This is a genomic window from Streptomyces atroolivaceus (assembly GCF_000717025.1).
In the GTDB taxonomy this organism is placed as follows: Bacteria; Actinomycetota; Actinomycetes; order Streptomycetales; family Streptomycetaceae; genus Streptomyces; species Streptomyces atroolivaceus.
Genome location: NZ_JNXG01000001.1, coordinates 60166 through 86599, shown reverse-complemented (window position 1 = coordinate 86599; position 26434 = coordinate 60166). Strand labels below are relative to the sequence as shown.

23 protein-coding genes are annotated in these 26434 nt (G+C 72.0%); 14 read left to right on the top strand and 9 right to left on the bottom strand.

Translation table 11 applies throughout. The features are described 5' to 3' along the window. Positions 1 to 83: 83 nt before the first annotated feature. Together OO67_RS00405 and OO67_RS00400 are read left to right on the top strand one after the other, a co-directional pair. Positions 84 to 1373: a sensor histidine kinase gene (locus tag OO67_RS00405; protein ID WP_033296530.1), complete on the top strand. Its 1290-nt coding sequence runs from the start codon at positions 84 to 86 to the stop codon at positions 1371 to 1373. A 7-nt stretch (positions 1374 to 1380) separates the two neighbouring features. Next, entirely contained in the window at positions 1381 to 2025 is a 645-nt protein-coding gene (locus OO67_RS00400; protein ID WP_033296529.1) for a response regulator transcription factor, read from the top strand. An 8-nt stretch (positions 2026 to 2033) separates the two neighbouring features. Here OO67_RS00400 and OO67_RS00395 read toward each other — a convergent pair whose 3' ends face one another. From OO67_RS00395 to OO67_RS00385, 3 genes are all read right to left on the bottom strand, one after another. Further along, positions 2034 to 2714, bottom strand: a complete 681-nt coding sequence (locus OO67_RS00395) for a phosphotransferase (protein WP_033296528.1) — start codon at positions 2712 to 2714, stop codon at positions 2034 to 2036. Between the two features lie 36 nt (positions 2715 to 2750). After that, the gene (locus OO67_RS00390; protein WP_033296527.1) at positions 2751 to 3806 is read right to left on the bottom strand and encodes a DUF2804 domain-containing protein; all 1056 of its coding nucleotides are present in this window, start codon (positions 3804 to 3806) and stop codon (positions 2751 to 2753) included. 370 nt (positions 3807 to 4176) lie between these two features. Then, positions 4177 to 5883, bottom strand: coding sequence for a bifunctional 3'-5' exonuclease/DNA polymerase (locus OO67_RS00385; RefSeq protein WP_033296526.1), 1707 nt, complete (start codon positions 5881 to 5883; stop codon positions 4177 to 4179). A gap of 155 nt (positions 5884 to 6038) precedes the next feature. Between OO67_RS00385 and OO67_RS00380 the strand changes: the two genes are divergently transcribed. The 4 genes from OO67_RS00380 (at position 6039) to OO67_RS00365 (ending at position 10890) form a co-directional block, all read left to right on the top strand. Further along, positions 6039 to 6968, top strand: a complete 930-nt coding sequence (locus tag OO67_RS00380; RefSeq protein WP_033296982.1) for an NADP-dependent oxidoreductase — start codon at positions 6039 to 6041, stop codon at positions 6966 to 6968. Between the two features lie 28 nt (positions 6969 to 6996). After that, positions 6997 to 8172 carry a DUF2786 domain-containing protein gene (locus tag OO67_RS00375; protein ID WP_033296525.1) on the top strand — a complete coding sequence of 392 codons (1176 nt, stop codon included), beginning with the start codon at positions 6997 to 6999 and terminating at the stop codon, positions 8170 to 8172. A gap of 54 nt (positions 8173 to 8226) precedes the next feature. Beyond that, positions 8227 to 10308, top strand: a complete 2082-nt coding sequence (locus OO67_RS00370; protein ID WP_033296524.1) for an FUSC family protein — start codon at positions 8227 to 8229, stop codon at positions 10306 to 10308. Between the two features lie 339 nt (positions 10309 to 10647). Beyond that, positions 10648 to 10890, top strand: a complete 243-nt coding sequence (locus OO67_RS00365; protein WP_033296523.1) for a DUF397 domain-containing protein — start codon at positions 10648 to 10650, stop codon at positions 10888 to 10890. A gap of 94 nt (positions 10891 to 10984) precedes the next feature. Here the strand turns inward: OO67_RS00365 and OO67_RS00360 are convergent, their stop codons facing one another. Next, entirely contained in the window at positions 10985 to 11524 is a 540-nt protein-coding gene (locus OO67_RS00360; RefSeq protein WP_051709046.1) for an ATP-binding protein, read from the bottom strand. Positions 11525 to 11863: 339 nt separating this feature from the next. On the opposite strand from OO67_RS00360, the gene OO67_RS00355 reads away from it, so the two are divergent. The 5 genes from OO67_RS00355 to OO67_RS00335 all read left to right on the top strand — a co-directional run bounded on the left by OO67_RS00355 (position 11864) and on the right by OO67_RS00335 (position 16978). Further along, complete coding sequence (locus OO67_RS00355; RefSeq protein WP_051709044.1) at positions 11864 to 12748, top strand: helix-turn-helix domain-containing protein; 885 nt, start codon at positions 11864 to 11866, stop codon at positions 12746 to 12748. A gap of 54 nt (positions 12749 to 12802) precedes the next feature. Further along, complete coding sequence (locus OO67_RS00350; RefSeq protein ID WP_033296521.1) at positions 12803 to 14260, top strand: aldehyde dehydrogenase family protein; 1458 nt, start codon at positions 12803 to 12805, stop codon at positions 14258 to 14260. 226 nt (positions 14261 to 14486) lie between these two features. Further along, the gene (locus tag OO67_RS00345) at positions 14487 to 15128 is read left to right on the top strand and encodes a PadR family transcriptional regulator (protein ID WP_033296520.1); all 642 of its coding nucleotides are present in this window, start codon (positions 14487 to 14489) and stop codon (positions 15126 to 15128) included. Between the two features lie 84 nt (positions 15129 to 15212). Then, positions 15213 to 16175 (top strand): daunorubicin resistance protein DrrA family ABC transporter ATP-binding protein, encoded by a 963-nt coding sequence (locus tag OO67_RS00340; protein WP_033296980.1) that lies wholly within the window; start codon positions 15213 to 15215, stop codon positions 16173 to 16175. Next, complete coding sequence (locus OO67_RS00335) at positions 16172 to 16978, top strand: ABC transporter permease (protein ID WP_033296519.1); 807 nt, start codon at positions 16172 to 16174, stop codon at positions 16976 to 16978. The genes OO67_RS00340 and OO67_RS00335 overlap by 4 nt, the downstream gene beginning before the upstream one ends. A 16-nt stretch (positions 16979 to 16994) precedes the next feature. Here OO67_RS00335 and gad read toward each other — a convergent pair whose 3' ends face one another. From gad to OO67_RS00320, 3 genes are read right to left on the bottom strand one after another with little or no spacing between them, the layout of a single operon-like run. Continuing rightward, on the bottom strand, positions 16995 to 18419 hold the full coding sequence (gad, locus tag OO67_RS00330; RefSeq protein ID WP_033296518.1) for a glutamate decarboxylase: 1425 nt from the start codon (positions 18417 to 18419) through the stop codon (positions 16995 to 16997). 10 nt (positions 18420 to 18429) lie between these two features. Beyond that, positions 18430 to 19053, bottom strand: a complete 624-nt coding sequence (gene wrbA / locus OO67_RS00325; protein WP_033296517.1) for an NAD(P)H:quinone oxidoreductase — start codon at positions 19051 to 19053, stop codon at positions 18430 to 18432. A 42-nt stretch (positions 19054 to 19095) separates the two neighbouring features. Further along, on the bottom strand, positions 19096 to 19461 hold the full coding sequence (locus OO67_RS00320) for a YbjQ family protein (RefSeq protein WP_033296516.1): 366 nt from the start codon (positions 19459 to 19461) through the stop codon (positions 19096 to 19098). A 149-nt stretch (positions 19462 to 19610) separates the two neighbouring features. On the opposite strand from OO67_RS00320, the gene OO67_RS00315 reads away from it, so the two are divergent. After that, positions 19611 to 21065 (top strand): DedA family protein, encoded by a 1455-nt coding sequence (locus OO67_RS00315; RefSeq protein ID WP_033296515.1) that lies wholly within the window; start codon positions 19611 to 19613, stop codon positions 21063 to 21065. A gap of 70 nt (positions 21066 to 21135) precedes the next feature. Here the strand turns inward: OO67_RS00315 and OO67_RS00310 are convergent, their stop codons facing one another. Both OO67_RS00310 and OO67_RS00305 read right to left on the bottom strand, forming a co-directional pair. Continuing rightward, the gene (locus OO67_RS00310) at positions 21136 to 22851 is read right to left on the bottom strand and encodes a threonine/serine exporter family protein (RefSeq protein ID WP_033296514.1); all 1716 of its coding nucleotides are present in this window, start codon (positions 22849 to 22851) and stop codon (positions 21136 to 21138) included. A gap of 199 nt (positions 22852 to 23050) precedes the next feature. Beyond that, on the bottom strand, positions 23051 to 23545 hold the full coding sequence (locus tag OO67_RS00305; protein WP_014155500.1) for an inorganic diphosphatase: 495 nt from the start codon (positions 23543 to 23545) through the stop codon (positions 23051 to 23053). Between the two features lie 86 nt (positions 23546 to 23631). Here OO67_RS00305 and dacB point away from each other — a divergent pair, with 86 nt between their 5' ends. Together dacB and OO67_RS00295 are read left to right on the top strand one after the other, a co-directional pair. Next, positions 23632 to 25116, top strand: coding sequence for a D-alanyl-D-alanine carboxypeptidase/D-alanyl-D-alanine endopeptidase (gene dacB / locus OO67_RS00300; protein WP_033296513.1), 1485 nt, complete (start codon positions 23632 to 23634; stop codon positions 25114 to 25116). Positions 25117 to 25164: 48 nt separating this feature from the next. Further along, a complete protein-coding gene (locus tag OO67_RS00295; protein WP_033296512.1) occupies positions 25165 to 26310 on the top strand; it encodes a zinc-dependent metalloprotease in 1146 nt (381 codons plus the stop codon). The last annotated feature ends 124 nt before the right edge of the window (positions 26311 to 26434 follow it).

Below are 26434 nucleotides of genomic sequence, written 5' to 3'. Positions count from 1 at the left end.
TCCTGGGGGTGGAGCCAGCTCCACCACCGGCCCCCCGCCCGCCGGGTGGTGGTGGCCGGTCCGTGCTGTCTACCGTGCGGGTCATGAGCTCACTCACCCTCCGGCAGGCCATCCTGCGGCGCCGCTATCTGCTCGGCGGCCTGCCGTGGCGCGCGGCGCTGTACCTGCTGAGCAGCGTCCCCACGGGTGCGGCCCTCCTGGCCTCCGTCCTGCTGCTGGCTGTGGTGGGCAGCGCCCTGTCCCTCGTGCTCGTCGGCCTGCCGCTCCTTCTGATGCTCGCCCTGATCGGCGTCCCGGTGGCCGCCGTCGAGCGGCGCAGGCTGCGGCTGATCGACCCCGTGCCCCTCGGCGATCCGCACCGGTCCCCGTCGGGCACCGGGTTGTTGGCGTGGCTGCGCACCCGGCTCCGGGAGCAGGCCACCTGGCGGGAATTCCGTTACGTACTGCTGTTCGCCGGGGTGCTCTGGCCGCTGGAGGGGCTGCTCGTGGGGGGCGTACTGACCGTCTGCGGCGCGCTGTTGGCGACGCCCGTCGTCATGGCGGCCGTCACCGGCGGCGAGGAGGTGCGGGTGCTGAAGCTGTATCTCGCCGACTCGTATCCGCAGGCCTTCGCCCTGGCCCTGCTCGGGCTGGTGCTGCTGCCGGTCCTCGCCTATCCGCTCGGGTGGGCGGCGGTGGCACGTGCGGCCCTGACCAGGGCGCTGCTGTCCGCGGGGGGTGAGGGACTCGACGCCCGTATCGAGGAGTTGGGGCGCTCCCGGATGCGGCTGGTGGACGCCTTCGAGGCGGAGCGCCGCCGGATCGAGCGAGACCTGCACGACGGGGCGCAGCAACGGCTCGTAGCCCTCTCGATGACGCTGGGCCTGGCCAGGCTGGAGAGGCCGGCCGAGCCGCTGGGCGGATTGCTCGCCAAGGCGCACGAGGAGGCGGGGGAGGCCCTCGTGGAGATCAGGGAGCTCATCCGGGGCATCCACCCCCAGGTCCTCACCGACCGCGGTCTGGCCGCGGCGGTCGAGGACGTCGCCGACCGCTCGGCCGTACCCGTCGACGTGGACCTCGACATACCCGACCGGCTGCCGCAGCCGGTGGAGACCGCCGTGTACTTCGCTCTCTGCGAGGCGCTGGCCAATGTGGCGAAGCACAGCGGGGCGAGCCGGGCACGGGTGACGGGGCGGGACGACGGGGAGCGGCTGACCGTCGAGGTGTGGGACGACGGCACAGGCGGCGCGGCGACCACCGGGGGTACCGGGCTCCAGGGGGTCGCCGACCGGCTCTCCGTGCTGGACGGGCGGCTGTTACTGTCCAGCCCGGCCGGGGGGCCGACCGTGCTCCGGATCGACGTCCCCCGGATCCCCGCTCACCTGGTCGAATGAGGGTTGGATGCTGCGCATCGTGCTGGCCGAGGACAGTGTGCTCCTCAGGGAGGGCCTCGTCGGCCTGCTGGAGAGGTTCGGCCACGAGGTGGTGGCCGGCGTCGGCACCGCCGGTGAACTCACCGCCGCCGTCGCCGAACACGGCCCGGACATCGTGGTGACGGACGTACGGATGCCGCCCGGTTTCTCCGACGAAGGGCTCCGGGCCGCCGTGGCCCTGCGGGAGACCCGTCCCCGGCTGCCCGTCCTGGTCCTCAGCCAGTACGTCCAGCGTGCCTACGCCGAGGAGTTGCTCGACTCCTGCGACGGTACGGGCGTGGGCTACCTCCTCAAGGAACGCGTGGGGAAGGTCGAGGAGTTCGTCGATGCGCTCCAGCGGGTCGCCGAAGGCGGCACGGTCGTCGACCCGGAAGTGGTGCGTCAGCTCCTCAGGCACCGCCGCGACCCGCTGTCGCGGCTGACCGCACGGGAGCAGGAGGTGCTGGCCCTGATGGCGGAGGGCCGCTCGAACGCCTCCGTGGCCGAGGCGCTGACGGTCAGTGAGGGGACGGTCAGCAAGCACTTCGGCTCCATCCTCACCAAACTGGACCTCTCCCTGACCGACGCGACGAACCGCCGGGTCCTCGCCGTGCTGGCCTACCTGCGGAAGTGACCGGACCGTCAGCCCGCCAGCGAAGCGACCAGTTCCGCCGCCTCGTCCAGCACCGCCGTCCGGTGCGCGGTGAGCTGTGGGTCCGCCGCGCGCAGTGCGGTGGCGCGGGCGAGGGCGTCGGCGGGCACGCCGCCGTCGTCCGTGAACCGGTTGAGCAGTGCCGCCAGCACGCCCCGGGCCCCCGGGCCCGCGGAGTACGACGGGTCGAGGGCCGCCTGGGCCAGGAGCAGGGAGGTCATGGCCCGGTCCAGCGCGGGCGGCCCCTCACCGGCCGTCATCCAGTCGATCACCATCGCGCCCTCGGGGGCCAGGACCACGTTCTCGGGACGCAGGTCCAGGTGCAGGATCCGGTCCTCGGGTTCCTGGGAGAGCCGTGGAGGGATCGCGTGCAGCTCCCGTAGGAGCCGCGCCAGCAGCTCCGCGCCCTCGTCCCCGGTGACCGTGCCCGCCAGCATCGCCTCGGCCAGCGTCGGACCGGTCAGCCGCTGCACCACGAGGTCCGTGGGAAGCGCATCCTCGGCGGGCGGACCGATGCGCGGGACCGGGAAGCCCGAGGCCGAGAGGTACGACATCACGGCCAGCTCCCCGGTCGTGTCGATGCCTTGGCGGTAACGGCGCAGGACCCAGGGGCCGTCGAGTGCGTACACGTCGGCGGTGCGTCCCGAGCCCAGGAGTGGGCCTATATGCATGGGGGAAACCTACCCGCGCCGTCCCACCCGGGGGAGTCACCAGCGCATGTGAACGTCCTCGGCCCAGCCCAGCAGGCGGTCCACGGCGATCTCGGCGCCGTCGTCGGTGCGGATCCGGCCGTCGTAGTGGCCGAAGCGCTGGTCGGTGCGGTTGGCGATCAGACCGACGTCGGTGTGCACGGCCCGGTTGTGGAACGGCGTGAACGTCAGGTCCACCTGGCCGGACGAGGGGGTGCGGAGCGTCCAGGGTGCCAGCGGGGCGGAGGCGGACCACTGCCAGTCCATCTCCTCGCCGATCTTGGTGAGCCGGCCGTCCACGCAGAGCCCGTTCTCGGTGGAGCCGGTGCCCTCGGTCCAGCGGCCGCCGAACTGGAGGCCCACCGTGTGCCCGTCCGTACGGCCGGACGCGGCGCCCCAGTTCCAGTCGACCGTACGCGGCCAGCGCCCGCGGCCGTGGTCCAGGACGGCCCAGGCCTCGTCGTCCTCCCCGCCGAACGTCAGGATCTCGCTGCCGATACGCACGCGGCCTGAGGCGGGGAGCGCGGTGTGCTTGGAGGTGTACTGGAAGCGCTGCTCGCTCCACGGGACGACCACGGAGAGCGACTCGTGTCCTTCCGGCCGGGAGACCAGGAGGCCGACCTCCAGCGGCAGCCGTTCCGGGGTCAGGCAGCGGGCCCGCAGCCTCGTGCCGGCGTTCTCGTCGCGGATCTCGATGCGCACCTTGCCCCCGGTCGGCCGGGCGGGGCCGACGACGACGTCCTCGGAGCCCGGTGCTCCCGCGACGGTGTCCGGGAGGCGGACGCCCCGGGCGGCGGGGACGATCGAGGAGCATTCGAACTCGCGGCCTCCGGGGCCGAATTCCAGCAGGTAGACGGTGTTCAGCGCCAGGAAGTCGAGGTCGCTCACGGTCAGGGCGACCAGGTGGGTGGGTGTGGTCACGCACCAGTACTCCCACCGCTTCGTCCGGCCCCAGCCCTGCAGATTGGCCCGGTGCAGCGGCTTCCTGGACCAGCCGACGGCAGAGGGATTCAGGCTGCCGTCGGGGAGGCAGAGGTCGACGGGCTCCGTGATCTCGTGCTCGTGCGTCGCCATGGCCGGAGCCTATAGCGGCACGGCGCCCCGCCCGGGCACGGCTCCGGGCGCGCCGGGTGGGTCTCCCGGCCGCCTCGGACCGGCGTCGGAGGGCGCCCACGACGCGGCGGTGGGGGCGGGCGGGACCTTCGGTTGCGGAGGTGCGGCGCCACGTCGTGGTTCCACGCCCCGTCGGGCTCCGCCGCCCGGAGCACGTCACCCCGTAAGGCGAGGAGAGCGAGGCGGAGACAAGCCCGACAACCCCGCTCCGCGGACGCGCGTTCACCGTGGGGCCACCGCCGTGGCGGTAGGCGCGGGCCGTGGCCCGGCCAGGGTCCGGCCCTGGCCGCCCCTGGATCCGGCCGCCGCCGTGGCAGGTCACCCGGCCGGCTCATTTGGCGTCCGAGTAGCGCTCGACCACCGCCGTGCTGAACGGGAACCGCACCGGCGTCTCCCCGAAGGCGACCCTGCCGGCCAGCTCCCCGGCCTCGCGGATCGCCTCCACCACCGCCGGCGCCTCCCCGGCCGGGCAGTGCACGATCACCTCGTCGTGCTGGAAGAACACCAGCTCGGCCCGCATCCCCCCTGCGGCGAGCGTCCGCCGCAGCGCCGCCAGGAGCAGCAGCGCCCAGTCCGCGGCACTGCCCTGGACCACGAAGTTGCGGGTGAAGCGGCCCCGCGCCCGGGCGTTCGACGAGGCATAACCCGGGGTGAGTCCGTAGGCGTTCGTGCTCTCCCCGGGCGGCCGCTCCTCGCTCTCCTGCGGGATACCGGCCTCTCCGTCCTCGTCCGCCCCGGCGGCGGGCGGGCTCGTGCGGCCCAGCCAGGTACGGACGAGGCGGCCCTCCTCGCCCGCCTTCGCCGCGTCGTCGACGTAGGCGACGGCGTGCGGGAACCGCCGCCGCAGTGCCGCCAGGTTCTTCAGGCCGTCGCCCGAGGTCTGTCCGTAGATCGCGCCGAGCAGCGCGATCTTGGCGTGGTCGCGGTCGCCGTGGAACGCCCGGTCGGACAGGGCCTTGTAGAGGTCGCCCTCGTGCCCGGCCACTTCCATCAGCCCCCGGTCGCGGGAGATCGCGGCCAGCACGCGCGGCTCCATCTGGTCGGCGTCCGCCACGACCAGCCGCCAGCCCTCGTCGGCGACGACCGCCTGGCGTATCACCTTGGGGATCTGCAGCGCTCCGCCGCCGTTGGTCGTCCAGCGCCCGCTGACCGTGCCCCCCGGCTGGTACTCGGGGCGGAAGCGGCCGTCACGCACCCAGTCCTGGAGCCAGCTCCAGCCGTGTGCCGTCCAGACGCGGTACAGCTTCTTGTAGCGGATCAGCGGCTCCACCGCCGGGTGGTCGAGCTCCTCCAGCTCCCACCGCCGGGTCGACTTCACCCTGATACCGGCCTGCGCGAAGGCCTTGACGACATCGGCCGGCAGATCGGGCCGCACCCGTCTGCCGAAGGCTGCCGACACCTCGTCCGCGGCCTCGGCCAGCCTGCGGGGCTCGCCGCCACCGGCGTACCGCTCGCCGAGCAGCTCGTTCAGTACGTCGCGGTGCACATCGGCCCGCCAGGGGAGCCCGGACGCGTTCATCTCGGCGGCGACCAGCATGCCCGCGGACTCGGCGGCCGTGAGCAGCCGCATCCTGCCCGGGTGCTCCGCCGCCTCGTGACGGCGCAGCTGCTCGGCGTAGACCTGGAGCAGGGCCTCGAAGGGCAGGTCGGCTCCGGAGCGCGGCTCGAAGAGGGAGGACTGGGCCCCGGGCTCCGCCGACCGGGGCGGCGGATCGGGCGGCACCGGCGCACGGCGAAGCCGGGCCCAGGCAGCCGCCGCGGAGCGGGGCTCCCCGAGCCGCCCCTCGTGGCCGAGCAGCAGGAGCTCGGCGCACTCGATGTCGTAGCAACGCTCCACCCGTACGCCCGCCGCGAGCAGCCGGGGGTAGATCCCGGCGGTCGACCGCCAGACCCAGCGGGCGACACCGGGGCGCGAGCGGACGGACTCGACGAGGTCGGGCTCGGCCAGGACGGGACCGGCGGGCAGGCCGTCGCGCGTGAGCGGCGCGAGGAGTGCGCCGCCCCCTTCCGCGGTGGCCAGAGCCCAGCGTTCGGTCATGAGCCGAGTCTCGCACCCGCCACCGACAGAGGCCCCGGCCCACGGGGAGGGCGGCCGTCCGGCTCACCGGGCGGGCGCGCCCGACTGCCGGGAGGATCGGAGTGCGGTGCGCGCGGCGCGTACCGGCGACCCGGCAGGCGGCGGAGGAGACGGTGATGGAAGCGATCGTGTACGAGGAGTTCGGCGGCCCCGAGGTCCTGCGCCTGGCCCAGGTCGAGGACGTCCACGCCGGCCCCGGGCAGATCCGGGTGGAGGTCAGGGCCGCCGGGGTCAATCCGATCGACCACAAGATCCGCAACGGCTGGATGGAGGCGGCCTTCCCCACCCCGCTGCCCGCCACACCCGGCAGCGAGTTCGCCGGAGTCGTCGACGAGACCGGTGAGGGAGTGACGGAGTTCGCCGTCGGCGACGAGGTCCTCGGCCGGAGCGCGACCGGCGCGTACGCGGCGTACGTCCTCGCCGACGTGGGATCCGTCGCGCCCAGGCCGGAGGGACTGGGCTGGGCGGAGGCCGCCGCGCTGCCGGTCGCGACCGTGACCGCCGCCCGTGTGCTGGACGAGCTCGCGGTCTCCGCGGGCGAGACCCTGCTGGTGCACGGGGCGTCCGGCGCGGTCGGTTCCGCCGCCGTCCAGCTGGCCGCCGCCCGCGGCGCCACCGTCGTCGGGACCGCCTCACCGGCCAACCACGACTACCTGCGGGTGCTCGGCGCGGTCCCGGTCGCGTACGGGGAAGGGCTGGTGGACCGGGTGCGGGAGGCCGCGCCGCAGGGCGTGGACGCGGTGTTCGACGTGGCGGGCAGGGGCGCGCTGGCGGACTCGGTGGAGCTGCGTGGCGGCACGGCCGACCGGGTCACCACCATCGCCGACCCGGACGCCGCCCACTACGGGGTGGCCTTCTCCGCCGGCGGCGGGAGCCGTCCCGACGAGGGCAGGCGGCTCGCGGAGTACGCCGAGGCGGCGGCGGTCGGTGGCCTCCGCGTCCCCGTGGAACGGACCTTCGCGCTCGGCGAGGCGGCGCGGGCCCAGGAGCTCAGCGAGGCCGGGCACGTGCGCGGCAAGCTCGTCCTGGTCCCCGGGGAGCACTGAGCGGCCGGCCGCCGCCTAACCTGGCCCGATGGAATCGGTGATCGACCGGGCGTGTGCCGCGGCCCTCTATTCGGACGGCGACGCGGGGCTGGACACCGGCGCATCCCTGCTCGCCGCGGACCCCTCGGCCGACGAGGAGCTGCACCGCCGGGGCGAGGAGTTCGTCCGGCGGGCCTGGTCGCGCGGCTGGCAGCCCGCCGACGTCGTACGGATCGTCCGGCGCGAGCTGGACGAGACCGGGGCCGCGCTCGTCGCCGCGCTGATCGGGGCGGAGACGGCGGGTTACGGGCAGCTGCCGGCACGCTGGGCGGACCAGCTCGCCGCGATGCCCGCACCGGCGCCCCGGAACCGGCCCGACCGCTTCACGTACGCCTCCGCGCTCCTGGAGCTGTACCGGCTCCTGCTGAGGCTCCCGGTCATCGAGCCGGTCGGGCCGCCGCCCGGCACGGCCGCCGACGCTCCGCACCGGCCGCCGGCCCACGGTGAGCCCCGGATGCTCACCAGGATCCGGGCGCTGCTCGCGAAGGCGGAGGCGACGGGCTTCCCGGAGGAGGCCGAGGCGCTCACCACCAAGGCACAGGAACTGATGGCGCGGCACAGCATCGACGAGGCGCTCCTCGCCGCCCGGACGCACAGCGCCGACGCGCCGGGGGCCGTCCGGATCGGGGTCGACGCCCCGTACGAGAGCGCCAAGGCCGTCCTGCTCGACTCCGTCGCCTCGGCGAACCGGTGCCGTGCCGTGTGGAACAGCGAGTTCGGCTTCACCACGGTCGTGGGCTTCGAGCCGGACCTGGAAGCCGTCGAGCTGCTCTTCACCTCCCTGCTGGTGCAGGGCAACGCGGCGATGACGAAGGCGGAGGCCGGGCAGCGGGCCGGCGGACGCAAGCGGACCAAGACCTTCCGGCAGTCCTTCCTGATGGCGTACGCCCAGCGCCTGGGCAGCCGTCTCGCGGCGGACACCGCACGGGTCACCGCCGCGGCGGGCTCGGAGGCCGGATCCGAGGGCCGTGACGGTGGGACCGGGGCCCTGCTGCCGGTCCTGGCCGCCCGGGACGTCGCCGTCACGGGCACCGCGGAGCGGATGTTCCCGAGGACCACCACGACCCGGCTGCGCGGGGCGACGGACGCCGAGGGCTGGACCCACGGCACGGCCGCCGCCGACCGGGCCAGGATGGGTGGAGCAGGGCCGGAAATCCGCCGTTAGATCCGCTGGGCGGCATAAGTCGGGATTGCCGGAGAATCCGGCTACGCTCGGTCCATGAGCTGGCTCCGGGCGCTGAGGGAGACCGCCCGCTCGGGGCTGACGATCGAGCGGCAGCGTCTCGAACCGCTCATCGCGTTGCGGGGCGCCGCCGGCCTCGCCCTCGTCGTCGGGGTGAGCCTGGCGCTCTTCGGCCCGGCGATCGCCGCCGGCTCCGCGTTCGGCGCGTTCCAGGCGGCCATCGCCACCTTCCAGCGCAGCTGGCGCCCCCGGCCGGTGCTCGCCCTGGTCTCCGGGGCCAGTCTGGCCGTGTCGACGTTCGTCGGCTACGTCACCGTGTCCCACACCCTGCTCTTCCTGGTCCTGCTGGTCCTCTGGACGTTCGCCGCCGGGATGACCTGGGCGGCGGGGCCGACCGGCGGCATCATCGCGGGCTCCAACGTCGCGATCATGCTGGTCACGATCACCCTGCCCACCTCCGTCGCCGACGCCGCCGCACACGCCGCGATGATGGCGTTCGGCGGGCTCGTCCAGGCCGCGCTGATCGTGCTGTTCCCGGTCCGCAGATGGGGCGCGCAGCGCGACGCCCTCGCCGACGCCCTGGCCGGCGAGGCCGACTACGCCCGCAGGCTGCGGCACGACCCGGTCGCCCCGTTCGACCCCGTACCGCTGATGACCGCGCGCAACGCGGCCGCCGTCACCCCGCGCCAGGCCCGGCGCCGCCCCGCCGACCTGCACGGCGCCCGCGGGGTCGCCGAACGGCTGCGGCCGGTCCTCGCCTCGCTGGCCGATCCCGCCCTCGGCGTCCCGGCCGAGGGGCCCGAACGCTACTGGGCGCGGGAGATCCTCGGTGCCGCCGGATCCCTGCTCGACTCCGCTGCCCGGGCGGTACGCCACGGGGACCCGGTGCGGCTGGACGAGACGGCGCTCTCCGTACTGAAGTCCCCGGACACCGAGGTCATCCTCACCGGCCCGCCCCGCCGGGCCGCCGACCGGCTCACCTCCCTCCTCGCCGACGTCATCGAGATCGCCGAGGGGACCGGTACGGACGACAGGACGCCCGGCGAGCCACTCGTCCCGCACCGCAGCAGGCCCACCCTGCTGCGACTGGTCCCCGTCATCTACCGCTCCATGCGCCGCGAGATGCGCCGGGGCTCCACGATCCTGCGCCACGCGGAGCGGGTGTCGGCGGTGACCGCGGCTGGCTACGTCCTCGGCGGTCTGCTGCCGCTGGGCCACGGCTACTGGGCGCCGATGACCGCCGTGATGGTCATGCGCCCGGAATTCACCCAGACGTACTCGCGGTCCGTGGCCCGCTTCCTCGGGACCGTGCTGGGCGTGGCCGTCGCCACCGGCATCGTGCAGGCCGCGCACCCGAACGCGCAGCTCTCCGCCCTCCTCGCCGTCGTCAGCGCCGGGCTGATGTACCTGCTGATGCGCACCGGATACGCGGTCAGCCAGGTCTGCGTCTCCGCGTACGTCGTGTTCCTGCTCGGCATGGCGGGCGACGACTGGTCGCAGACCGTGCCCGAGCGGGTCGTGCTGACCCTCGCCGGGGGGCTCCTCGCGATGGCGGCGTACGCCCTCTACCCGGCCTGGGAGACTCCGAGGCTGCGCGACCGGCTGGCCAACTGGGTCATCACGGACGGGCGCTACGCGGCCACGGTCCTCGACCGGTACGCCGATCCCGCGTCCAGGAGCCTGGACGACGTACGCAAGGCACTCCTCACCACCCGGGAGGCCCGCGTCGCCTGGCAGGAGGCGCTGGAGACGGCCCGGCACGAGCCCGTGCGCCACCGGGGCATCTCGCGGACCTCCGCGGCGGACGCCCAGGACGCCCTCGCCCAGTTCGGCCGGGTCGCGATGCTCATGGAGGCCCACCTTCCCGCCGCGTCCGCCACGCCCGTGCCGGAGGCCGCGGGGCTGGCCGCCGCGCTGCTCCGGGCCACCGAGGAGGGCGCCAAGGCGGTGCGGGAGCGCCGTGTGCCGGACTGGGAACCGGTCAGGGAGGCGCTGGCGCGCCGGGACGCCGCCCCGGGGCCCCCACCGGACCCCTTCGTGAAGAACGGGGCGACCCTGCTGCTGCGAGCCCTGGAGGACTTCTCGCGTGCGCTGGAGATCAGCAGCGGGCGGGCATAGGAGGTGCCGGCCGGTGTGAGGTGCGGCCGTGAGAAGGCATCCGGAGTGCGGAAACCTGGCCGTACGGAGTTCCCCGGAGTGGATTCAGGGCCGAAAGGCCGCGCGGACCACCAAGGGCGAACGGAACAACTCCAGGAAGTGGGAGCCAAATTGGCGTGCCGTTCGTCTGTTCCTCATAGAGGGCGGGGAAGGGCGAACACGCGGGTGCCCGGATCGGGGGCAAACCTGTAATCGGGCGCGCACCCGGCGTGCACGTGCATCTGCTCATGCATTGGCATATGAACACAGCTATGATCCGAGCTAGTTGACATTTGCACCTTGCAACTCGGGGAGCGTCCTGTGCACCACGTGTACAACGGCATGGCGGCCACAGAGCTTCGCGGGGTCGTCTGGCAGAAGAGCAGACACAGCAACTCCCAGGGATCATGCGTGGAGTTCGCGAAACTGCCCGGCGGGAATGTGGCGATGCGGAACTCGCGCCACCCCGACGGGCCCGCCCTGGTCTATACACCGGCCGAGATCGAGGCGCTGCTGCTCGGTGTCAAGGACGGGGAGTTCGACCACCTGGCCGCGGGCGGCTGACCGCACGGAGGCCCCCGGGCCGGACGACCCGCGGCTCACCGCCGACGGGCCGCGCCCCGTCGCGGGCCCGGGCGCGTGGCAGCGCCCGCCGTCCCTACCGGCTCTCGGGGAACGCGTCGACCGGGACGGGACGCTCCTGCGCCGTGTGGTCCGTCAGCCGGAACAGGGCCCAGACCACCTTGCCGAATCCTCCGTCGGGGGGCGTGTCCCCGGCCGGTACGGGGGACGGGTGCCAGCCCCAGCAGTCGCTGAACGACTCGACGAGGAACAGGCCCCGGCCGCACTCGGCCGAATCCGGCGCCTCTCCCGCGACGGGCCCCTTCTCGCTGGGATCGCGCACCGCGCACACCAGCCGCGAGGTCCAGCGCATCAGATGCAGCCGTACGGTGGAGTCCTGGTGCTCGCGCGCGACATCGGCCGGAAGGGCGTGCCGCAGTGCGTTGGTGACCAGCTCGGACACGACCAGGGCGACATCGTCGAAGTGGTCGCCAAGATCCCAGGAGGTCAGGGTCGTGCGCGTGAACTTCCGTGCCCCGCCCACCGCTTCGTACCGGGCCGGCAGCGTGCAGGAGGCCGAGCCCGCGACCGCCGAGGGGTCGATGGGGGGAAGCCCCTGCCGTAACGGCTCGAGCATCGTCGATCCATTCGTCCCCATGCGAGGCACTCCCGGGATTCGCGGCTGTAGCGGCACTGCTTCTGGCGGGCACTGCGGGTACAGCGGCACAACACGAACGAGCACGCAGGTGCGCGAGGCCCATGGTTCCCAATGCGCGGAGCAGATGCAAGGGCAGATGCACGTGCACGCGACGGTTCTGCCCGGTAGCGTGCCGGTTCGGACTCATTTCTTCCGCTTCGCAGTTTTGGAGCTTTCGGAAAGTCTTGCCATTTCTGTAATCGAATGAGTACGGGCTGAAGCGTTTTGGTGGCAGAATCCGCCTCCGGGGTTCGGGGGAACCCTGAAGTACGGGAAGCGATGGGGAGGGTTGGGAAGCCAGTGTCGGCAGGCGAGTCGAGTGGTTCTGTGGTGCGGCGCATCCTGCTGGGCTCACAGCTCAGGCGTCTGCGTGAGTCGCGCGGCATCACCCGTGAGGCGGCCGGCTACTCCATCCGCGCCTCCGAATCGAAGATCAGCCGCATGGAGTTGGGACGGGTGAGCTTCAAGGCCAGGGACGTCGAGGACCTGCTCACGCTGTACGGAGTCACGGACGAGGCGGAGCGGGATTCGCTCCTGGGCCTGGCCCGTGAGGCCAACGTGGCGGGCTGGTGGCACAGTTACGGCGATGTGCTGCCCGGCTGGTTCCAGACGTATATCGGTCTGGAGGGGGCGGCCTCGCTCATCCGGATCTACGAAGTCCAGTTCGTGCACGGACTGTTGCAGACCGAGGCGTACGCCCACGCCGTCGTCGCGCGTGGCATGCCCGGCGCACCGGCGGCCGAGATCGACCGCAGGGTCGCCCTGCGGCTGGCGCGGCAGAAGGCGCTCGTCTCCGAGCGCGCCCCGCGCTTCCACGCCGTGCTCGACGAGGCGGCGCTACGCCGGCCGTACGGCGGGCGTGAGGTGATGCGTGCGCAATTGCGGCATCTGATCGATATGTCGGAGCAGCCGAATATCACCCTCCAGGTGATGCCCTTCAGTTTTGGCGGGCATGCCGGTGAGAGCGGGGCATTCACCATGCTGCGATTCCCTGAATCCGATCTGTCGGACATCGTCTATTTGGAGCAGCTGACAAGTGCGCTTTATCTGGACAAGGCCGAAGAAGTCGCCCAGTACGAAAAGGCCATGATCCGTCTCCATGAGGACAGCCCGGGGCCCGAGGAGAGCCGGGATCTTCTCCGGGGACTCCTTCAATTGACGTGAATCGCCAGTACGATGACTGCCCGACAGGAGTCTGCGCCTGCAGTAAGGGATTGCATGTCCTTCCCCAGTGAACTGGCCCGCCAGTACATCGACGGCGAGTGGCTGACCGGCAACGGTGCGTGGGACATCATCGATATCAATCCCTACAACGGCGAAAAACTCTGCTCCGTCACCGTCGCCACAGCGGCGGAGGTCGACCTCGCCTACCGGGCCGCCGAACGCGCGCAGAGGGAATGGGCGGCGGTCGGTCCTTATGAGCGGCGGGCCGTTCTGGAGAACGCCGTGCGGCTCGTCGGCGAACGTGACGGTGAAATCACCGAGCTGATCATCGAAGAGCTCGGTGGTACGCGGGCGAGGGCCGAATACGAGGTCCGGGCCGCGCGGGAGTTCCTGCGTGAGGCTGCCGGGCAGGCGCTCCGCCCGGTGGCCGGGTTGCTGCCGTCGGTCGCCGACGGCAAGGAGAACCGGGTCTACCGGTTGCCCGTCGGGGTCGTCGGCGTGATCAGCGCTTTCAACTTCCCTTTCCTGGTGACGATGAAGACGGCCGCCCCCGCGCTCGCGCTCGGCAACGCGGTCGTGGTGAAGCCCCATCAGCACGCCCCGATCGCCGGTGGCGGACTGGTGGCCCGGATCTTCGAGGACGCGGGGCTGCCCCCGGGGCTTCTCAACGTCGTGATCACCGACAGCGCCGAGATCGGCGACTCCTTCATCCAGCACCCCGTGCCCAAGGTGATCTCGTTCACCGGTTCGGACCGGGTCGGCCGCCATGTCGCCGCCGTCGCCGCCGGGCTCTTCAAGAGGACCATCCTCGAACTGAGCGGCAACAGCGCCCTGGTCGTACTGGAGGACGCCGATCTCGATCACGCGGTCCAGGCGGCCGTCTACAGCCGGTTCCTGTTCCAGGGGCAGGTCAGCATGGCCGCCAATCGCATCCTGGTGGACCGGGCCGTCGAGAAGGAGTTCACCGAGCGGTTCGCCGCCGCGGTGGCAGCCCTCCCGGCGGGGGACCCGCGTGACCCGGACACCCGTATCGGGCCGGTGATCAGCGCGTTCCAGGCCGAGGCGCTGACGGCGCTGGTCGACGGGGCGATCGAGGCCGGCGCCACCGCGCTCGTACGCGGCCGCACGCGGGGAAATCTCGTCGAACCGACCGTGCTGACCGGGCTGCCCGAAGGCTCACCGCTGCTGGAACAGGAGATCTTCGGCCCCGTGGCGCTGATGGTGCCCTTCGACGGTGAGGAAGACGCCGTACGCATCGTCAACGACAGTCCCTACGGGCTGAGCGGCGCCGTTCACACGGCGGACGCCGAGCGCGGCGTGCGGTTCGCCCGGCGCATTCGCGGCGGGATGTTCCACGTCAACGGCGCGACCGTGCAGGACGATCCGGCGGTCGCGTTCGGGGGCGAGAAGAGGTCCGGCATGGGGCGGCTGAACGGTGAGGCCGCCGTGGAGGCCTTCACCACCCGGAAGTGGATCTCGGTGCAGCACGGGCGGACCGTCTTTCCCTTCTGACAGGTGCCGGCAGGGGGCGGAATCCGGCCTGAGGGGGTCACGGGTTCCGGGGCGCCCCGGCGGCCGATCCGTGCGCCCGGCTGCTGGTCCGTCCGGCCGAGGAGACCGGCCGGCATGCAGGCACATCGGCACCCCTGGCGGCACGCCGGACGGCGGGAAGGGCCTCGGCCCGGCCGTCGAAGGGCCGGGCTACGCTGGTCGAGGTCGATCACAAAGGGTGGGTGGTATGTCGGCGATCCGTCTCCTGGTCCTGGGTGCCGTGCGTCAGCACGGCCGCGCGCACGGCTATCAGGTGCGCAACGACCTGGAGTACTGGGGCGCCCACGAGTGGTCCAACGCCAAGCCGGGGTCGATCTACCACGCGCTCAAGCAGATGGCCAAGCAGGGACTTCTCCTCGCGCACGAGGTCGCCCCGTCCACCGCCGGAGGCCCGCCCCGCACCGAGTACGAGATCACCGAGCGCGGTACGGAGGAGTTCTTCACCCTGCTGCGGGCCTCGCTGACCTCGTACGACCAGAGCGTGGACGTGCTCTCGGCCGGTATCGGCTTCATCGTCGACCTGGAGCGGGCGGAGGCGGTGGCGCTCCTACGGGAACGGGTCGCCGCCATCGAGGGCTGGCGGGCCTCGGTCACGGAGTACTGGACGCCGTCGGACGGTCCGGAGTCGATCGGGCACATCGGCGAGATCATGAACATGTGGGTGCACTCGGCGGATGCGGGTGCCGAGTGGACCCGCGGCCTGATCGCACGGATCGAGGCGGGGGCCTACACCTTCGCGGGAGAGGGCGAGCCCTTCGTCGGCGTGCTCTCCGAAGGGGAGGAGAACCCGTTCGCCACCGGGGTCCCCGATGCCGGGGATGCTCACTGATCAAGTTTGACTAATGCTTTCGGCGGGTTTACCTTCGCTTCCTAGTCAAGTTTGACTACTGAGATCGAAGGGCTGGTGGGGACCGTGAGCGACGCGATCGTCCTCGAAGGAGTGCACAAGCGGTACGGAGAGAAGCGAGCCCTGGACGGCCTCGGCCTCACCGTCCGGCGTGGAGCGGTGCACGGGGTGCTCGGCCCCAACGGGGCGGGCAAGACCACCGCCGTCCGTGTGCTGACGACCCTCCTGCGGCACGACGAGGGGCGGGCGGAGGTCGCGGGGTTCGATGTGCGGTCCGAGGCCGCCGAGGTCAGGCGGCGGATCGGGCTGCTCGGACAGCACGCCGCTGTGGACGAGGAGCTCGGCGGCCGGCAGAACCTGGAGATGTTCGGCCGGCTCCACCACCTCGGCGCGCGCAGGGCGGGCCTGCGGGCCGGCGAACTGCTGGAGCGGTTCGGGCTCGCGGACACCGGGCGCAAGGCGGTCAAGCAGTACAGCGGCGGCATGCGGCGCCGCCTCGACCTGGCCGCGTCCCTGATCACCGACCCGGAGGTCCTCTTCCTCGACGAGCCCACGACCGGACTCGACCCACGGGGACGGACCGAGGTGTGGAACGCCGTCCGTTCCCTGGCGGCCGGCGGCACCACCGTCCTGCTGACCACGCAGTACCTGGAGGAGGCGGACCAGCTCGCCGACCGGATCTCGGTGATCGACGACGGCCGGGTCATCGCGGAGGGCACCGCCGACCAGCTCAAGGCGACGGTCGGCGGTGACCGCGTCGACGTGGTCGTCCGCGACCCGGGCCGGCTCGGCGAGGCGGCCGCGCTGCTCGGCGAGGGGGTGAGCGTGGACACGGACCGGCGGCTGGTCGGCGCACCCGCCCCCGACCGCATGCGGGCTCTGACCCGCACCGTGCGGCTGCTGGAGGAGGCGGGCATCGAGGCGGAGGACGTCGCGGTGCGCCGGCCCACGCTGGACGAGGTGTTCCTGGCCCTCACCGGAGGCGGAAGCGGGGCCCGGGCTCCCCTGGACGCGGAGGTGGCGGCATGAGTACGGCGACGGCGGGACCCGGACGTATCGGCTGGGCACTGGCCGACTCCTGGACGATGACCCGGCGCGAACTCGCGCACTGGGCGCGGCAGCCCGTCCAGGTGGTCGTCGGTCTGGTCTTCCCGGTGATGCTCCTCCTGATGTTCAACTACCTGGTGGGAGGCGGCAGCGGGGTCGACGGGGACAACACCGAATTCCTGGTGCCAGGCATGCTCGCGCTCACCATGGCCTTCGGCCTCGAGGGCACGATGCTGGCCGTCACCCAGGACCTGAACAAAGGTGTCATCGACCGGTTCCGTTCCATGCCGATGGTCTCGGGTGCCGTCCTCGTCGGGCGCAGCGCCGCCGACATGCTCCAGTCGGTGGCCGCTCTCGCCGTGATGACCGGGGTCGGATACGCCCTCGGCTGGCGCTGGCACAACGGGACGGCCGCAGCCCTGGCCGCACTGGGGCTGCTGCTCCTGCTGCGCTTCGCGATGCTGTGGATCGGCATCCAGCTCGCGATGGTGGCGGGCAGGCCGGAGATGGTGCAGGCCGTGCAGATCCTGGTCTGGCCGGTGGGCTTCCTCTCCAACGTCTTCGCGTCGCCGGAGTCGATGCCGGACTGGCTCGGCACCGTCGTCGAGTGGAACCCGATGTCGGCCACGGCGACGGCGGTACGCGGCCTGTTCGGCAACCCCGGCGGCCCGTCGGGCTCCTGGGCCGCCGAGCACGCCGAGCTGCTCGCCGTCCTGTGGCCGGTGGCGCTGATCGCCGTGTTCTTCCCGCTGGCGGTACGCGGGTTCGCACGGCTCAGCCGCTGACCGTCCCTCCGGTGTGTCAGTGGTGGAAGGCCGTCCTGGCTCCCGCGTCCAGGGTCGAAGGATGCGCCTGGGCGCGCAGTTCGGGCAGGAGCCCGCGCAGATCGTCCACCAGCATCTCCGCCAGATCCGAGGAGAAGCCGTTGCGGCAGACGACGCGCAGCACCGAGAGGTCCTGGCGGTTGGCGGGGAAGGTGTACGCGGGCACCAGCCAGCCGCGCTCGCGCAGCCGCCGCGACACGTCGAAGACGTCGTACGCCTTCACCTCGGGCTTCGTCGTCACCGCGAACACCGGAAGTTCGTCGCCCCGGGTCAGGAGCCTGAAGTCGTCCAGCGCCTCGAACGCCCCGGCGAGGTGTCGCGCGATGTCCCGGGACGCCTGCTGAACGGCCCGGTAGCCCTCCCGGCCCAGCCGCAGGAAGGTGTAGTACTGCGCCACCACCTGTGCGCCGGGCCGGGAGAAGTTCAGTGCGAAGGTCGGCATGTCGCCGCCCAGGTAGTTGACCCGGAAGACGAGTTCTTCCGGCAGCTCGGCAGGGGAACGCCACAGTGCCCAGCCCACACCCGGGTAGACGAGCCCGTACTTGTGCCCCGAGGTGTTGATCGAGGACACCCTGGGCAGCCGGAAGTCCCACACCAGGTCCTGGTCGAGGAACGGAGCCACCATCGCCCCGGACGCCCCGTCCACGTGGACCGGGATGTCGAGCCCGGTGCGCTCCTGCAGTCCGTCCAGTGCCGCGCAGAGATCGGCGACCGGCTCGTAGGAACCGTCGAAGGTGGAGCCGAGGATCCCGACCACTCCGATGGTGTTCTCGTCGCACAGCTCGGCTGCCGCCTGGGGGTCCAGGTGGAAACGCTCGCCGTCCATCGGTACCTGGCGGGGCTCGACCTCCCAGAACGTGCAGAACTTCTCCCAGCAGACCTGTACGTTCACGCCCATCACGAGATTGGGCCGCGCGGACGCCGGATAGCGGTCGGCGTTCCTGGCGGACCAGCGGCGCTTGAGCGCCATGCCCGCCAGCATGCACGCCTCGCTGGAGCCCGTGGTCGAGCAGCCCACCGTGGTCGCCGGGTCGGGGGCGTTCCAGAGGTCGGCGAGCATCGCCACACAGCGCCGCTCCAGCTCGGCGGTGCGGGGGTACTCGTCCTTGTCGATCATGTTCTTGTCCCGGCACTCGCCCATCAGCACACCGGCCTGGGGCTCCATCCAGGTGGTGACGAACGTGGCCAGGTTGAGCCGGGAGTTCCCGTCGAGCATCAGTTCGTCGTGGACGAGCCGGTAGGCGGTCGACGGGGGCAGCGGGCCTTCCGGGAGCTGATGCCTCGGCGGCGCCGCGACCATCGGCGCGGTCGGGTCGGCCTCACCGAAGAACGGGTTGAGTGCGAGTCTGCGGTGCTCGTCGGACGGAGCGCGCCTGGCGTGTGAACCCTGGTGGAGCGGCATGACGGCCCCCTCAGTTCTCGGCCGCGAGTCCGGCCTTGACCGCCCGGGTGAACTTCACGACCCGTTCGGCCTGGACCCGCGCGGCGGTCAGGGTCTGTTCGCCCACCGGGATGTCGCCCTGCCCCGAGACGTGGGAGGTGCCGTACGGATTGCCGTCGACGAACTTGGAGGGGTCCGTGTAGCCGGGAGGGACCAGGATGCCGCCGAAGTGGTAGATCGTGTTGTACAGCGCCAGCAGGGTGGACTCCTGGCCGCCGTGGGTGGTGCTGCTGGCGGTGAAGCCGCTGTAGACCTTGTCGGCGAGCTTCCCCGCCTGCCAGAGCCCTCCCAGCGTGTCGAGGAACTGTTTGAGCTGGGCGGTGACATTGCCGTACCGGGTGGGCGTGCCGAAGACGACCGCGTCCGCCCAGACCATGTCGTCAGGCGAGACCTCGGTGATGTCGGCGGTCGCCCTCGCGTGCTCGGCCCAGGCCGGATTGGAGTCGATGGCCGCCTGCGGGGCGAGCTCGGCGGCCTTCCGCAGGCGCACCTGCGCGCCGGCGTTCTCGGCGTCCTTCGCGATGGCCTTGGCGATCGTGGAGATGGTGCCGGTGGAGGAGTAGTAGATGACGGCGACGTTGACGGACGTGGGCATGCGGGAGCCTCCGTGGGTGGGATCCGGGGGGTGCGGAGCCGGTCAGGACCTGCTGATCACGGCCGCCGTGCCGTAGGCGCAGACCTCGGTGCCCACGTCCGCGGCCTCGCTGACGTCGAACCGCATCATCAGCACGGCGTTCGCGCCGCGCGCCCTGGCCTGGTCGACGAGCCGCTCCATGGCCTGGTTGCGGGTCTCGACGAGTGTCTTGGTGAGTCCTCTCAGCTCGCCGCCGATCATCGACTTCAGCCCGGCACCGATCTGGCTGCCGAGGTGGCGGGAGCGGACCGTGAGCCCGAACACCTCGCCGACGACCTCGGTCACCTGGTAGCCGGGTACGTCGTTCGTCGTGACGACCAGGACGTCCGCCCGGGGCGTCTGTCCGCCGCCGTAGTCCTCAATGCCCATGACGTGGCACCTCCTGAGGAAAGTTTTGTCCTGGTTCGTTCCGCGCGCATCCTTGCTTACGCCAGTGGAACCCAGGCGTCCGCCGCAGCGTTGATAGCTTGGGGCGGCCACGCAGCCGCGCACACCGACCAACCCTGGAGCCCGGACCCTTGAATACGCTTGCGCTCGGCCCGAGCTGGCTGGACCCGGATTATCTGCTCAACACCTTCGGGCTTCCCGGCCTTCTGCTCATCGTGTTCGCCGAGTCCGGTCTGGCGATCGGTTTCTTCCTGCCCGGTGACTCCCTGCTGTTCACCACGGGTCTTCTGGTGACGACGGGAGACCTGAAGCACCCCCTGTGGCTGGTCTGCGTCCTGGTGGCCCTGGCGGCGATCATCGGCGACCAGGTCGGCTACCTCTTCGGCCGCAAGGTCGGACCGGCCCTCTTCAAGCGCCCGGACTCCCGTCTCTTCAAGCAGGAGAACGTCGAGAAGGCCCACGAGTTCTTCGAGAAGTACGGCCCGAAGTCGCTGGTCCTGGCCCGCTTCGTGCCCATCGTCCGGACCTTCACGCCGATCATCGCCGGTGTGAGCCGGATGAACTACCGCTCGTTCATCACCTACAACATCATCGGCGGCATCCTCTGGGGCGTCGGGGTGACGGTGCTCGGCGCGGCCCTCGGCAAGGTCGACTTCGTGCACGCGAACATCGAGATGATCCTCATCCTGATCGTGCTGATCTCGGTGGTGCCGATCGTGATCGAGTTCCTGCGGGCCCGCGCCAAGTCCAACAAGGAAGGCGCCGCGCAGCGGGGCGACGACCACGGCTCCTCGGACGGCGGCTCCCCGGCGGGCCCCCACGGCGAAGCGGGCAACGACGGCCAGGGCCCTGCCGCCCGCCAGTACACCGGCGACCGGGCAGCCCCGTACGAGGGCGGTCAGTACGGCAACGGCCAGGCGGGTCAGTACGGCGGCGGCCAGGCAGGGCAGTACGGCAACGGGCAGGGCGGTCAGCAGGGGGCGCAGTACGGCGGCCAGTACGGCGGCCAGGGCGCGCAGCAGGGCGGCGGCGGTCAGTACGGCGGCGGTCAGAACGCCCAGTACGGCGGCCAGGGCACTCAGCAGTACGGCGGTCAGAACGCCCGGTACGGCGCCCAGTACGGCGCCCCCCAGGGCGGTGGCCAGTACGGACAGGGGCAAGGCGGCCAGTACGGAGCCGGTCAGGGTCAGTACGGAGCACCTCAGGGCGGCCAGTACGGCGCTGGGCAGTACGGCGCCGCCGACCAGGGCGGCCAGTATGACGGCGGCCAGTACGGAGCCGGTCAGGGTCAGTACGGAGCACCTCAGGGCGGCCAGTACAGCGCTGGTCAGTACGGCGCCGCAGAGCAGGGCGGTCAGTACGGCGCTGGGCAGTACGGCGCCGCCGACCAGGGCGCTCAGCACGGCGGCGGTCAGTACGGCGCCGCCGACCAGGGCCAGTACGGTGCCGCCGACCACGGCGGTCAGTACGGCGGCGGTCAGTACGGCGCCGCCGACCAGGCGGGTCAGTACGGCGGCGGGCAGGCGGCCCCGTACAACGGCCAGGAGGAAGAGCCGGGTCAGCACGGGTGGCAGAACAGGCGCTGACCCCTCCGCGCACCCATCGACGGCGCCCCGGTCCCCATGAGGGGCCGGGGCGCCGTTCGTGTGGAAGCCGTCAGAAGCCGCGGGTCCGCTTGGCAGCCCGGCGGGACGCGCCCTCGACCGCGCCCGGCACCCGCATGAACAGCCGGGAGATCTCGCTCCCCAGGTTGACCCCGATGGCGATCGCCAGCGCTGTGGCGACAGCTGTGGAGAGCGAGGTGAGCCCGGTGTCCACCTCGTTCTGGGCGACGCCCAGCAGACCGAAGTAGGTCGCCGAACCGGGCAGCAGCGGGCCGATCGCGGCTGTGATGTAGGGCAGCGACGAGCTGTAGTGGTACCGCGAGAACAGCTGGCCGAACAGCCCCACCAGACCGGCCGCGACCGCCGTCGCAGCCACCGGCGAGATGCCCCCCTCGCGGGCCATCGCCCCGTAGATGATCCAGGCCACGCCCCCGTTGAGGGTCACCGCGAGCACCGTGGAACGCTCCTGCTGGAGCAGGATCGCGAAGGCCAGCGTGAGGGTCATCGAGGCCAGGATCTGGAGCACCGGCCGGTCGTTGGGCACGAAGCGCGCTTCCGGGTTCAGCTCGGCGCCGAGCTGCACCCCCAGATAGAGCATCAGCAGCACGCCGGCCACGATGCCGATGAAGAAGTACATGACCTCCAGGAGCCGGGCGCCCGCGGTGAGGTAGTAGCCGGTCAGACCGTCCTGCACCCCGGCGACGAGGGCCCGCCCGGGCAGCAGCGCGAACAGCCCACCGGTGATCACCGCGGAGGGCCGCACGTCCGTCGAATGGGTCAGTGTCAGAGCGATGCCCATGGCGGCCGGAGGCATGGCCGCAACCATGAACTGGTAGAACTCGGGCAGCCCGCGCCCGGCGCAGAGCCAGGCCAGCCGGTCGCCCAGCATCGCGCCCGCGGCTGCCACGATGAAGACCAGCACACCACCGCCGACCAGCACCGATGCCGAGCCGGCGAGCAGACCGGCGGAGGCCGTCAGGACCCAGCCCGGGTACGGGTGCCTGTTACGGCGGATCTCGGCGAGGCGCCGGTAGGCCTCCTCCAGTGAGACCTCGACGTGTTCTGCCGTGGTGATGTCGTCGATCAGCCGGAAAACGGCCGCCAGCCGCGTGTAGTCGGTGCCGCGGCGGCGCACGGTGCGGCTGGCCGTCACGGGGTCGTCGACCAGTGACGGCTGGTAGGAGATGGACAGCAGGGTGAAGGTGACCGTCGGTTCGGAGCGGTCGAGCCCGTACGAGCGCGTCACCGCGAACATGGCCGCCTCGACGTCCTCGGCACCCTCGCCGCCCGCGAGCAGCAGCTCCCCGATACGCAGCGTCAGGTCGAGCACGCGCGGTACGGCGGGGCCCGAGTCGTCGGTCCTCTGCACGCTCTCGGGCGCCGGGCGCTCGGTCACCGGCATCCGCAGCATGGTCCGCATCCGGTCCTGCCAGGGGGCTTCCTTGGTCAGCCGGACCATCGGAATGCCGTGCGCGGGCGTGAAGGCGGGCGGCTGATGCTGCGCGTTGTACCCGCTCGGCGGGACGAAGGCGGACGCGAGCGCGTCGGACCCCGGGCCGCCCCCGGGCCCGGAAGCGGAACCCGGGCCCGACCCGGAGGAGGCTGTCGGATCGGTGTGCAGACCGGCCGGAAGGGCGAATTCCGACGTCGGATGGTCGTCCTCGGACGGAGCCGCCGGCTGCTCCACACCGGTCGGTGGGACGAAGGCGCTGTGCGCCTCGTCGGACTGGGGCTTCTGGTCCTCAGGACCGCCCTGTTCCGCCACCACTCGACCTCGTTCCTCCTGGACCGCTCGTTCCTGGGAGCGCTTCTGCCCAGTATGTGCACGGACATGGGCCGCCACACGCAACGGGCGGCGCACCGGTGAAGGTGCGCCGCCCGTTGTCCGTACGGTCAGCTGGGCCGGTCGGCCCCGTGCGCCGCGATCCGCGCCGTCCCGCCGTCAAGCGGAAGCCGGAGGGATGACGTCAGTGCGCGCCGCCCTGCGCCTCGAGGCGCTTGTAGGAAGCCTCGATCTCGGCCTCGGCCTCGGTGCGGCCGACCCAGTCGGCGCCCTCGACGGACTTGCCCGGCTCCAGGTCCTTGTAGACCTCGAAGAAGTGCTGGATCTCCAGGCGGTCGAACTCCGACACGTGGTGGATGTCCCGCAGGTGCTCCACCCGGGGGTCGGACGCCGGGACGCACAGCAGCTTGTCGTCGCCGCCGGCCTCGTCCGTCATCCGGAACATGCCGATCGCGCGGCACTTGATGAGGCAGCCGGGGAACGTCGGCTCCTCCAGGATGACCAGCGCGTCCAGCGGGTCGCCGTCCTCGCCGAGGGTGTTCTCGACGAAGCCGTAGTCCGCCGGGTAGCTGGTCGAGGTGAAGAGTCGACGGTCCAGACGGATCCGACCGGTCTCGTGGTCCACCTCGTACTTGTTCCGCGAACCCTTCGGGATCTCGATAACGACGTCGAACTCCACGGGTGGCTCCTCCATGATCAACACATACGACTGGTGGTTAAGTGTCCCTCACGCAGATGAGTGCTCGCGAAAGGGGCTGGTCAACGGTGGCCGAGCCGGTGGACAGACCGACGGACGAACCGTTGAACAGGTGGGGCAGGTGGAACGCTCCGAAGTACCTGAAGCGCGGGAGCGGCCCGCACGACCTCCGGCTCGTCGCAGGCTCCGCGGTGCTCGGCCTGGTGGTCGCCGCCGGTGCCGTCCTGGCCGCCGGTCCCTGGGACTCCGGTCAGCGTAAGGCCGAGCGGGACCGGGCAGCCGTCCTGCAGCGCGCAGGTGGCGCACATCACGAAGGTACCGGGTCCGACGGGCCGGAGCCCGCCCCCAGCGCGCCCGCCGTCCTGAGCGCCTTGGGCGCCACGGGCGGCCTCACCGCGCCGGCGGGCGCGGGCGGCCTGGAGGAGGCGCTCGCGCCTCTCCTGGACTCGCCGGCCCTCGGCTCCGTACGGGCCGCCGTGGTCGTCGACGCCGCCACCGGCAAGCAGCTGTTCGCGCGGGGCGCGGCGACTCCCATGACCCCCGCGTCCACGGTGAAGATCGCCACGACAGCCGCCGCGCTCTCCGCGCTCGGCCCCGCCCACCGCATCGCGACGACGGTCAGGCTGTCCCCGGACTCCCGGACGCTCACCCTCGTCGGCGGCGGCGACCCCACCCTGGACAAGGCGGCCCTGCGCTCCCTGGCCGCCGGCACGGCCCGCTCCCTGCGTGAGGGCGGCACCGGGTCCGTGAGGCTGACGTACGACACCTCGCGCTACTCCGGTCCGGCCCTGCACCCCATCGGCCCCAACGAGAACATCGCGCCGGTCAGCGCGCTCATGGCCGACGAGGGCCGCCTCGACAAGAGCGACCGGGGGCCTGCACCCCGTACCGACGACCCCGCGGGTGACGCGGCGCGCGTGTTCGCGGACCTTCTCGGCGACGCCGGTGTCGCCACCCCGTCCGCCCCTGTTTCAGGGCGGGCCGCAGCCGGGTCCCGAACGGTTGCGACGCACCTGTCCGAGCCGCTCTCCGCGCTGGTCGAGCGGGCCCTGACCAACAGCGACAACGACATCGCCGAGGCGCTGGCCAGGCAGACCGCGATCAAGGCCGGGGAGCCGGCCTCCTTCGCAGGGAGCCGGCGTGCCGTCACCGCCCGGCTGAAGGCGCTCGGCCTGCCGCTGGCCGGGGCCCGGCTCGCGGACGGCAGTGGTCTCGACCGCGCGGACAAGGTGACGGCAGGGCTCCTGGCCCGGCTGCTGGCGCTGGCCGCCGGCCCGGACCACCCCGAGCTCCGCCCCGTCCTCAGCGGCCTCCCGGTCGCCGGCTTCAGCGGCACGCTCGGCGACCGCTACACCGCGACCTCCCCGGCGACCGGCCTGATCAGGGCCAAGACGGGCACTCTCACGGGGGTGAACAGCCTCGCCGGTACGACGGTCGACGCCCAGGGCCGGCTCCTCGCCTTCGCGTTCCTGGCCTCGGGCACCACCTCCCGGGGCGAGGCGGAAGCCGCGCTCGACGCGCTGGGCGCCGCCCTCACCAAAGGCACCCGGTGAGCGGCTGACACCCCACCATGGAGCGACCACCTCACGTACGGTTGACGCATGACGAGCATCGGTGGTGCCGAGATGGTCGACTGGAATCTCGCGGTCGCGACTGCGACCCGGTTCGTGCGGCCGGGTCCCGAGATCAGCCGTGAGGAGGCCCGCGCCGTCGTCGCGGAACTCCGCAGGCATGCCAAGGCCTCGGAGGAGCACGTCCGTTCGTTCACGCGAATGATCCCGGACGGGCACGAACCCGAGGACACCCCGGTCCTGGTCGTCGACCGGGCCGGGTGGATCAGGGCCAACGTCGCGGGTTTCCGCGAGCTGCTGCGCCCGCTGCTCGGAAAGATGCGGGACCGTCGCGGCAGCGGCCCGGGCAACGCCGTGCTCGGCGCGGTGGGCGGCAAGGTGACCGGCGTCGAACTGGGCATGCTGCTGTCGTTCCTGGCCTCGCGGGTCCTCGGGCAGTACGAGACCTTCGCCCCGGCCACCCGGGAGCTGCCCGGGTCCTCCAAGGGGGGAGGCAGGCTGCTGCTGGTGGCCCCCAACATCGTCCACGTCGAACGCGAACTCGAGGTGGACCCGCACGACTTCAGGCTCTGGGTGGCGCTCCACGAGGAGACGCACCGCACCCAGTTCACCGGGGTCCCCTGGCTCCGTGACCATCTGCAGGGCGAAATCCAGTCGTTCCTCGACGAGACCGATGTCGACCCGATGACCGTTCTCGAACGCCTCCGCGAGGCGGCGCAGGCCTTCTCAGGAGGCAGCCGTCCCGAGGGCGAACGGGGGGAGGACGGCGGTGACCGGGGGCGCAGCCTCGTCGAGATCGTCCAGACGCCCGCCCAGCGCGAGATCCTGGGCCGTCTCACCGCCGTGATGTCCCTGCTCGAAGGGCACGCGGACTTCGTGATGGACGGGGTGGGCCCCGATGTGGTGGGCTCCGTCGCCGAGATCCGGGAGAAGTTCCAGCAGCGCAGGGCGCGCGGCGCGAGCCGCCTGGACCTGGCGCTGCGCAAGCTCCTCGGGCTCGATGCCAAGCTGCAGCAGTACCGCGACGGCGAGAAGTTCGTCCGGGCCGTGGTGGAGGAGGTCGGTATGGACGGCTTCAACCGGGTGTGGACCTCCCCCAACACCCTCCCCACCAAGGCCGAGATCGCGGCGCCGGCGGACTGGGTGGCCCGGGTGCACCGTAAGGCGGATTCGTGATCCTGGCCGGTCCGGTGGCAGGAGATTGCCCCGCCAATCACCCATCCGAGGGACCGTAGGGGCATGGGAAGGCGTGCAATGCTCGATGGACAGCTCGGCTCTGTCACCATCGACGCACTCTGAG

Bases quoted from the DNA above. Each gene is read 5' to 3' on its own strand.
- OO67_RS00320 (WP_033296516.1), bottom strand. From the start codon at position 19,461: ATGGGCATTGAGGACTACGGCGGCGGACAGACGCCCCGGGCGGACGTC.
- OO67_RS00345 (WP_033296520.1), top strand. From the start codon at position 14,487: ATGTCGGCGATCCGTCTCCTGGTCCTGGGTGCCGTGCGTCAGCACGGC.
- OO67_RS00355 (WP_051709044.1), top strand. From the start codon at position 11,864: ATGGGGAGGGTTGGGAAGCCAGTGTCGGCAGGCGAGTCGAGTGGTTCT.
- OO67_RS00350 (WP_033296521.1), top strand. From the start codon at position 12,803: ATGTCCTTCCCCAGTGAACTGGCCCGCCAGTACATCGACGGCGAGTGG.
- OO67_RS00405 (WP_033296530.1), top strand. From the start codon at position 84: ATGAGCTCACTCACCCTCCGGCAGGCCATCCTGCGGCGCCGCTATCTG.
- gad (WP_033296518.1), bottom strand. From the start codon at position 18,419: ATGCCGCTCCACCAGGGTTCACACGCCAGGCGCGCTCCGTCCGACGAG.
- OO67_RS00395 (WP_033296528.1), bottom strand. From the start codon at position 2,714: ATGCATATAGGCCCACTCCTGGGCTCGGGACGCACCGCCGACGTGTAC.
- OO67_RS00390 (WP_033296527.1), bottom strand. From the start codon at position 3,806: ATGGCGACGCACGAGCACGAGATCACGGAGCCCGTCGACCTCTGCCTC.
- OO67_RS00360 (WP_051709046.1), bottom strand. From the start codon at position 11,524: ATGCTCGAGCCGTTACGGCAGGGGCTTCCCCCCATCGACCCCTCGGCG.
- OO67_RS00335 (WP_033296519.1), top strand. From the start codon at position 16,172: ATGAGTACGGCGACGGCGGGACCCGGACGTATCGGCTGGGCACTGGCC.
- OO67_RS00385 (WP_033296526.1), bottom strand. From the start codon at position 5,883: ATGACCGAACGCTGGGCTCTGGCCACCGCGGAAGGGGGCGGCGCACTC.
- OO67_RS00400 (WP_033296529.1), top strand. From the start codon at position 1,381: ATGCTGCGCATCGTGCTGGCCGAGGACAGTGTGCTCCTCAGGGAGGGC.
- OO67_RS00375 (WP_033296525.1), top strand. From the start codon at position 6,997: ATGGAATCGGTGATCGACCGGGCGTGTGCCGCGGCCCTCTATTCGGAC.
- OO67_RS00380 (WP_033296982.1), top strand. From the start codon at position 6,039: ATGGAAGCGATCGTGTACGAGGAGTTCGGCGGCCCCGAGGTCCTGCGC.
- OO67_RS00370 (WP_033296524.1), top strand. From the start codon at position 8,227: ATGAGCTGGCTCCGGGCGCTGAGGGAGACCGCCCGCTCGGGGCTGACG.
- wrbA (WP_033296517.1), bottom strand. From the start codon at position 19,053: ATGCCCACGTCCGTCAACGTCGCCGTCATCTACTACTCCTCCACCGGC.
- OO67_RS00295 (WP_033296512.1), top strand. From the start codon at position 25,165: ATGACGAGCATCGGTGGTGCCGAGATGGTCGACTGGAATCTCGCGGTC.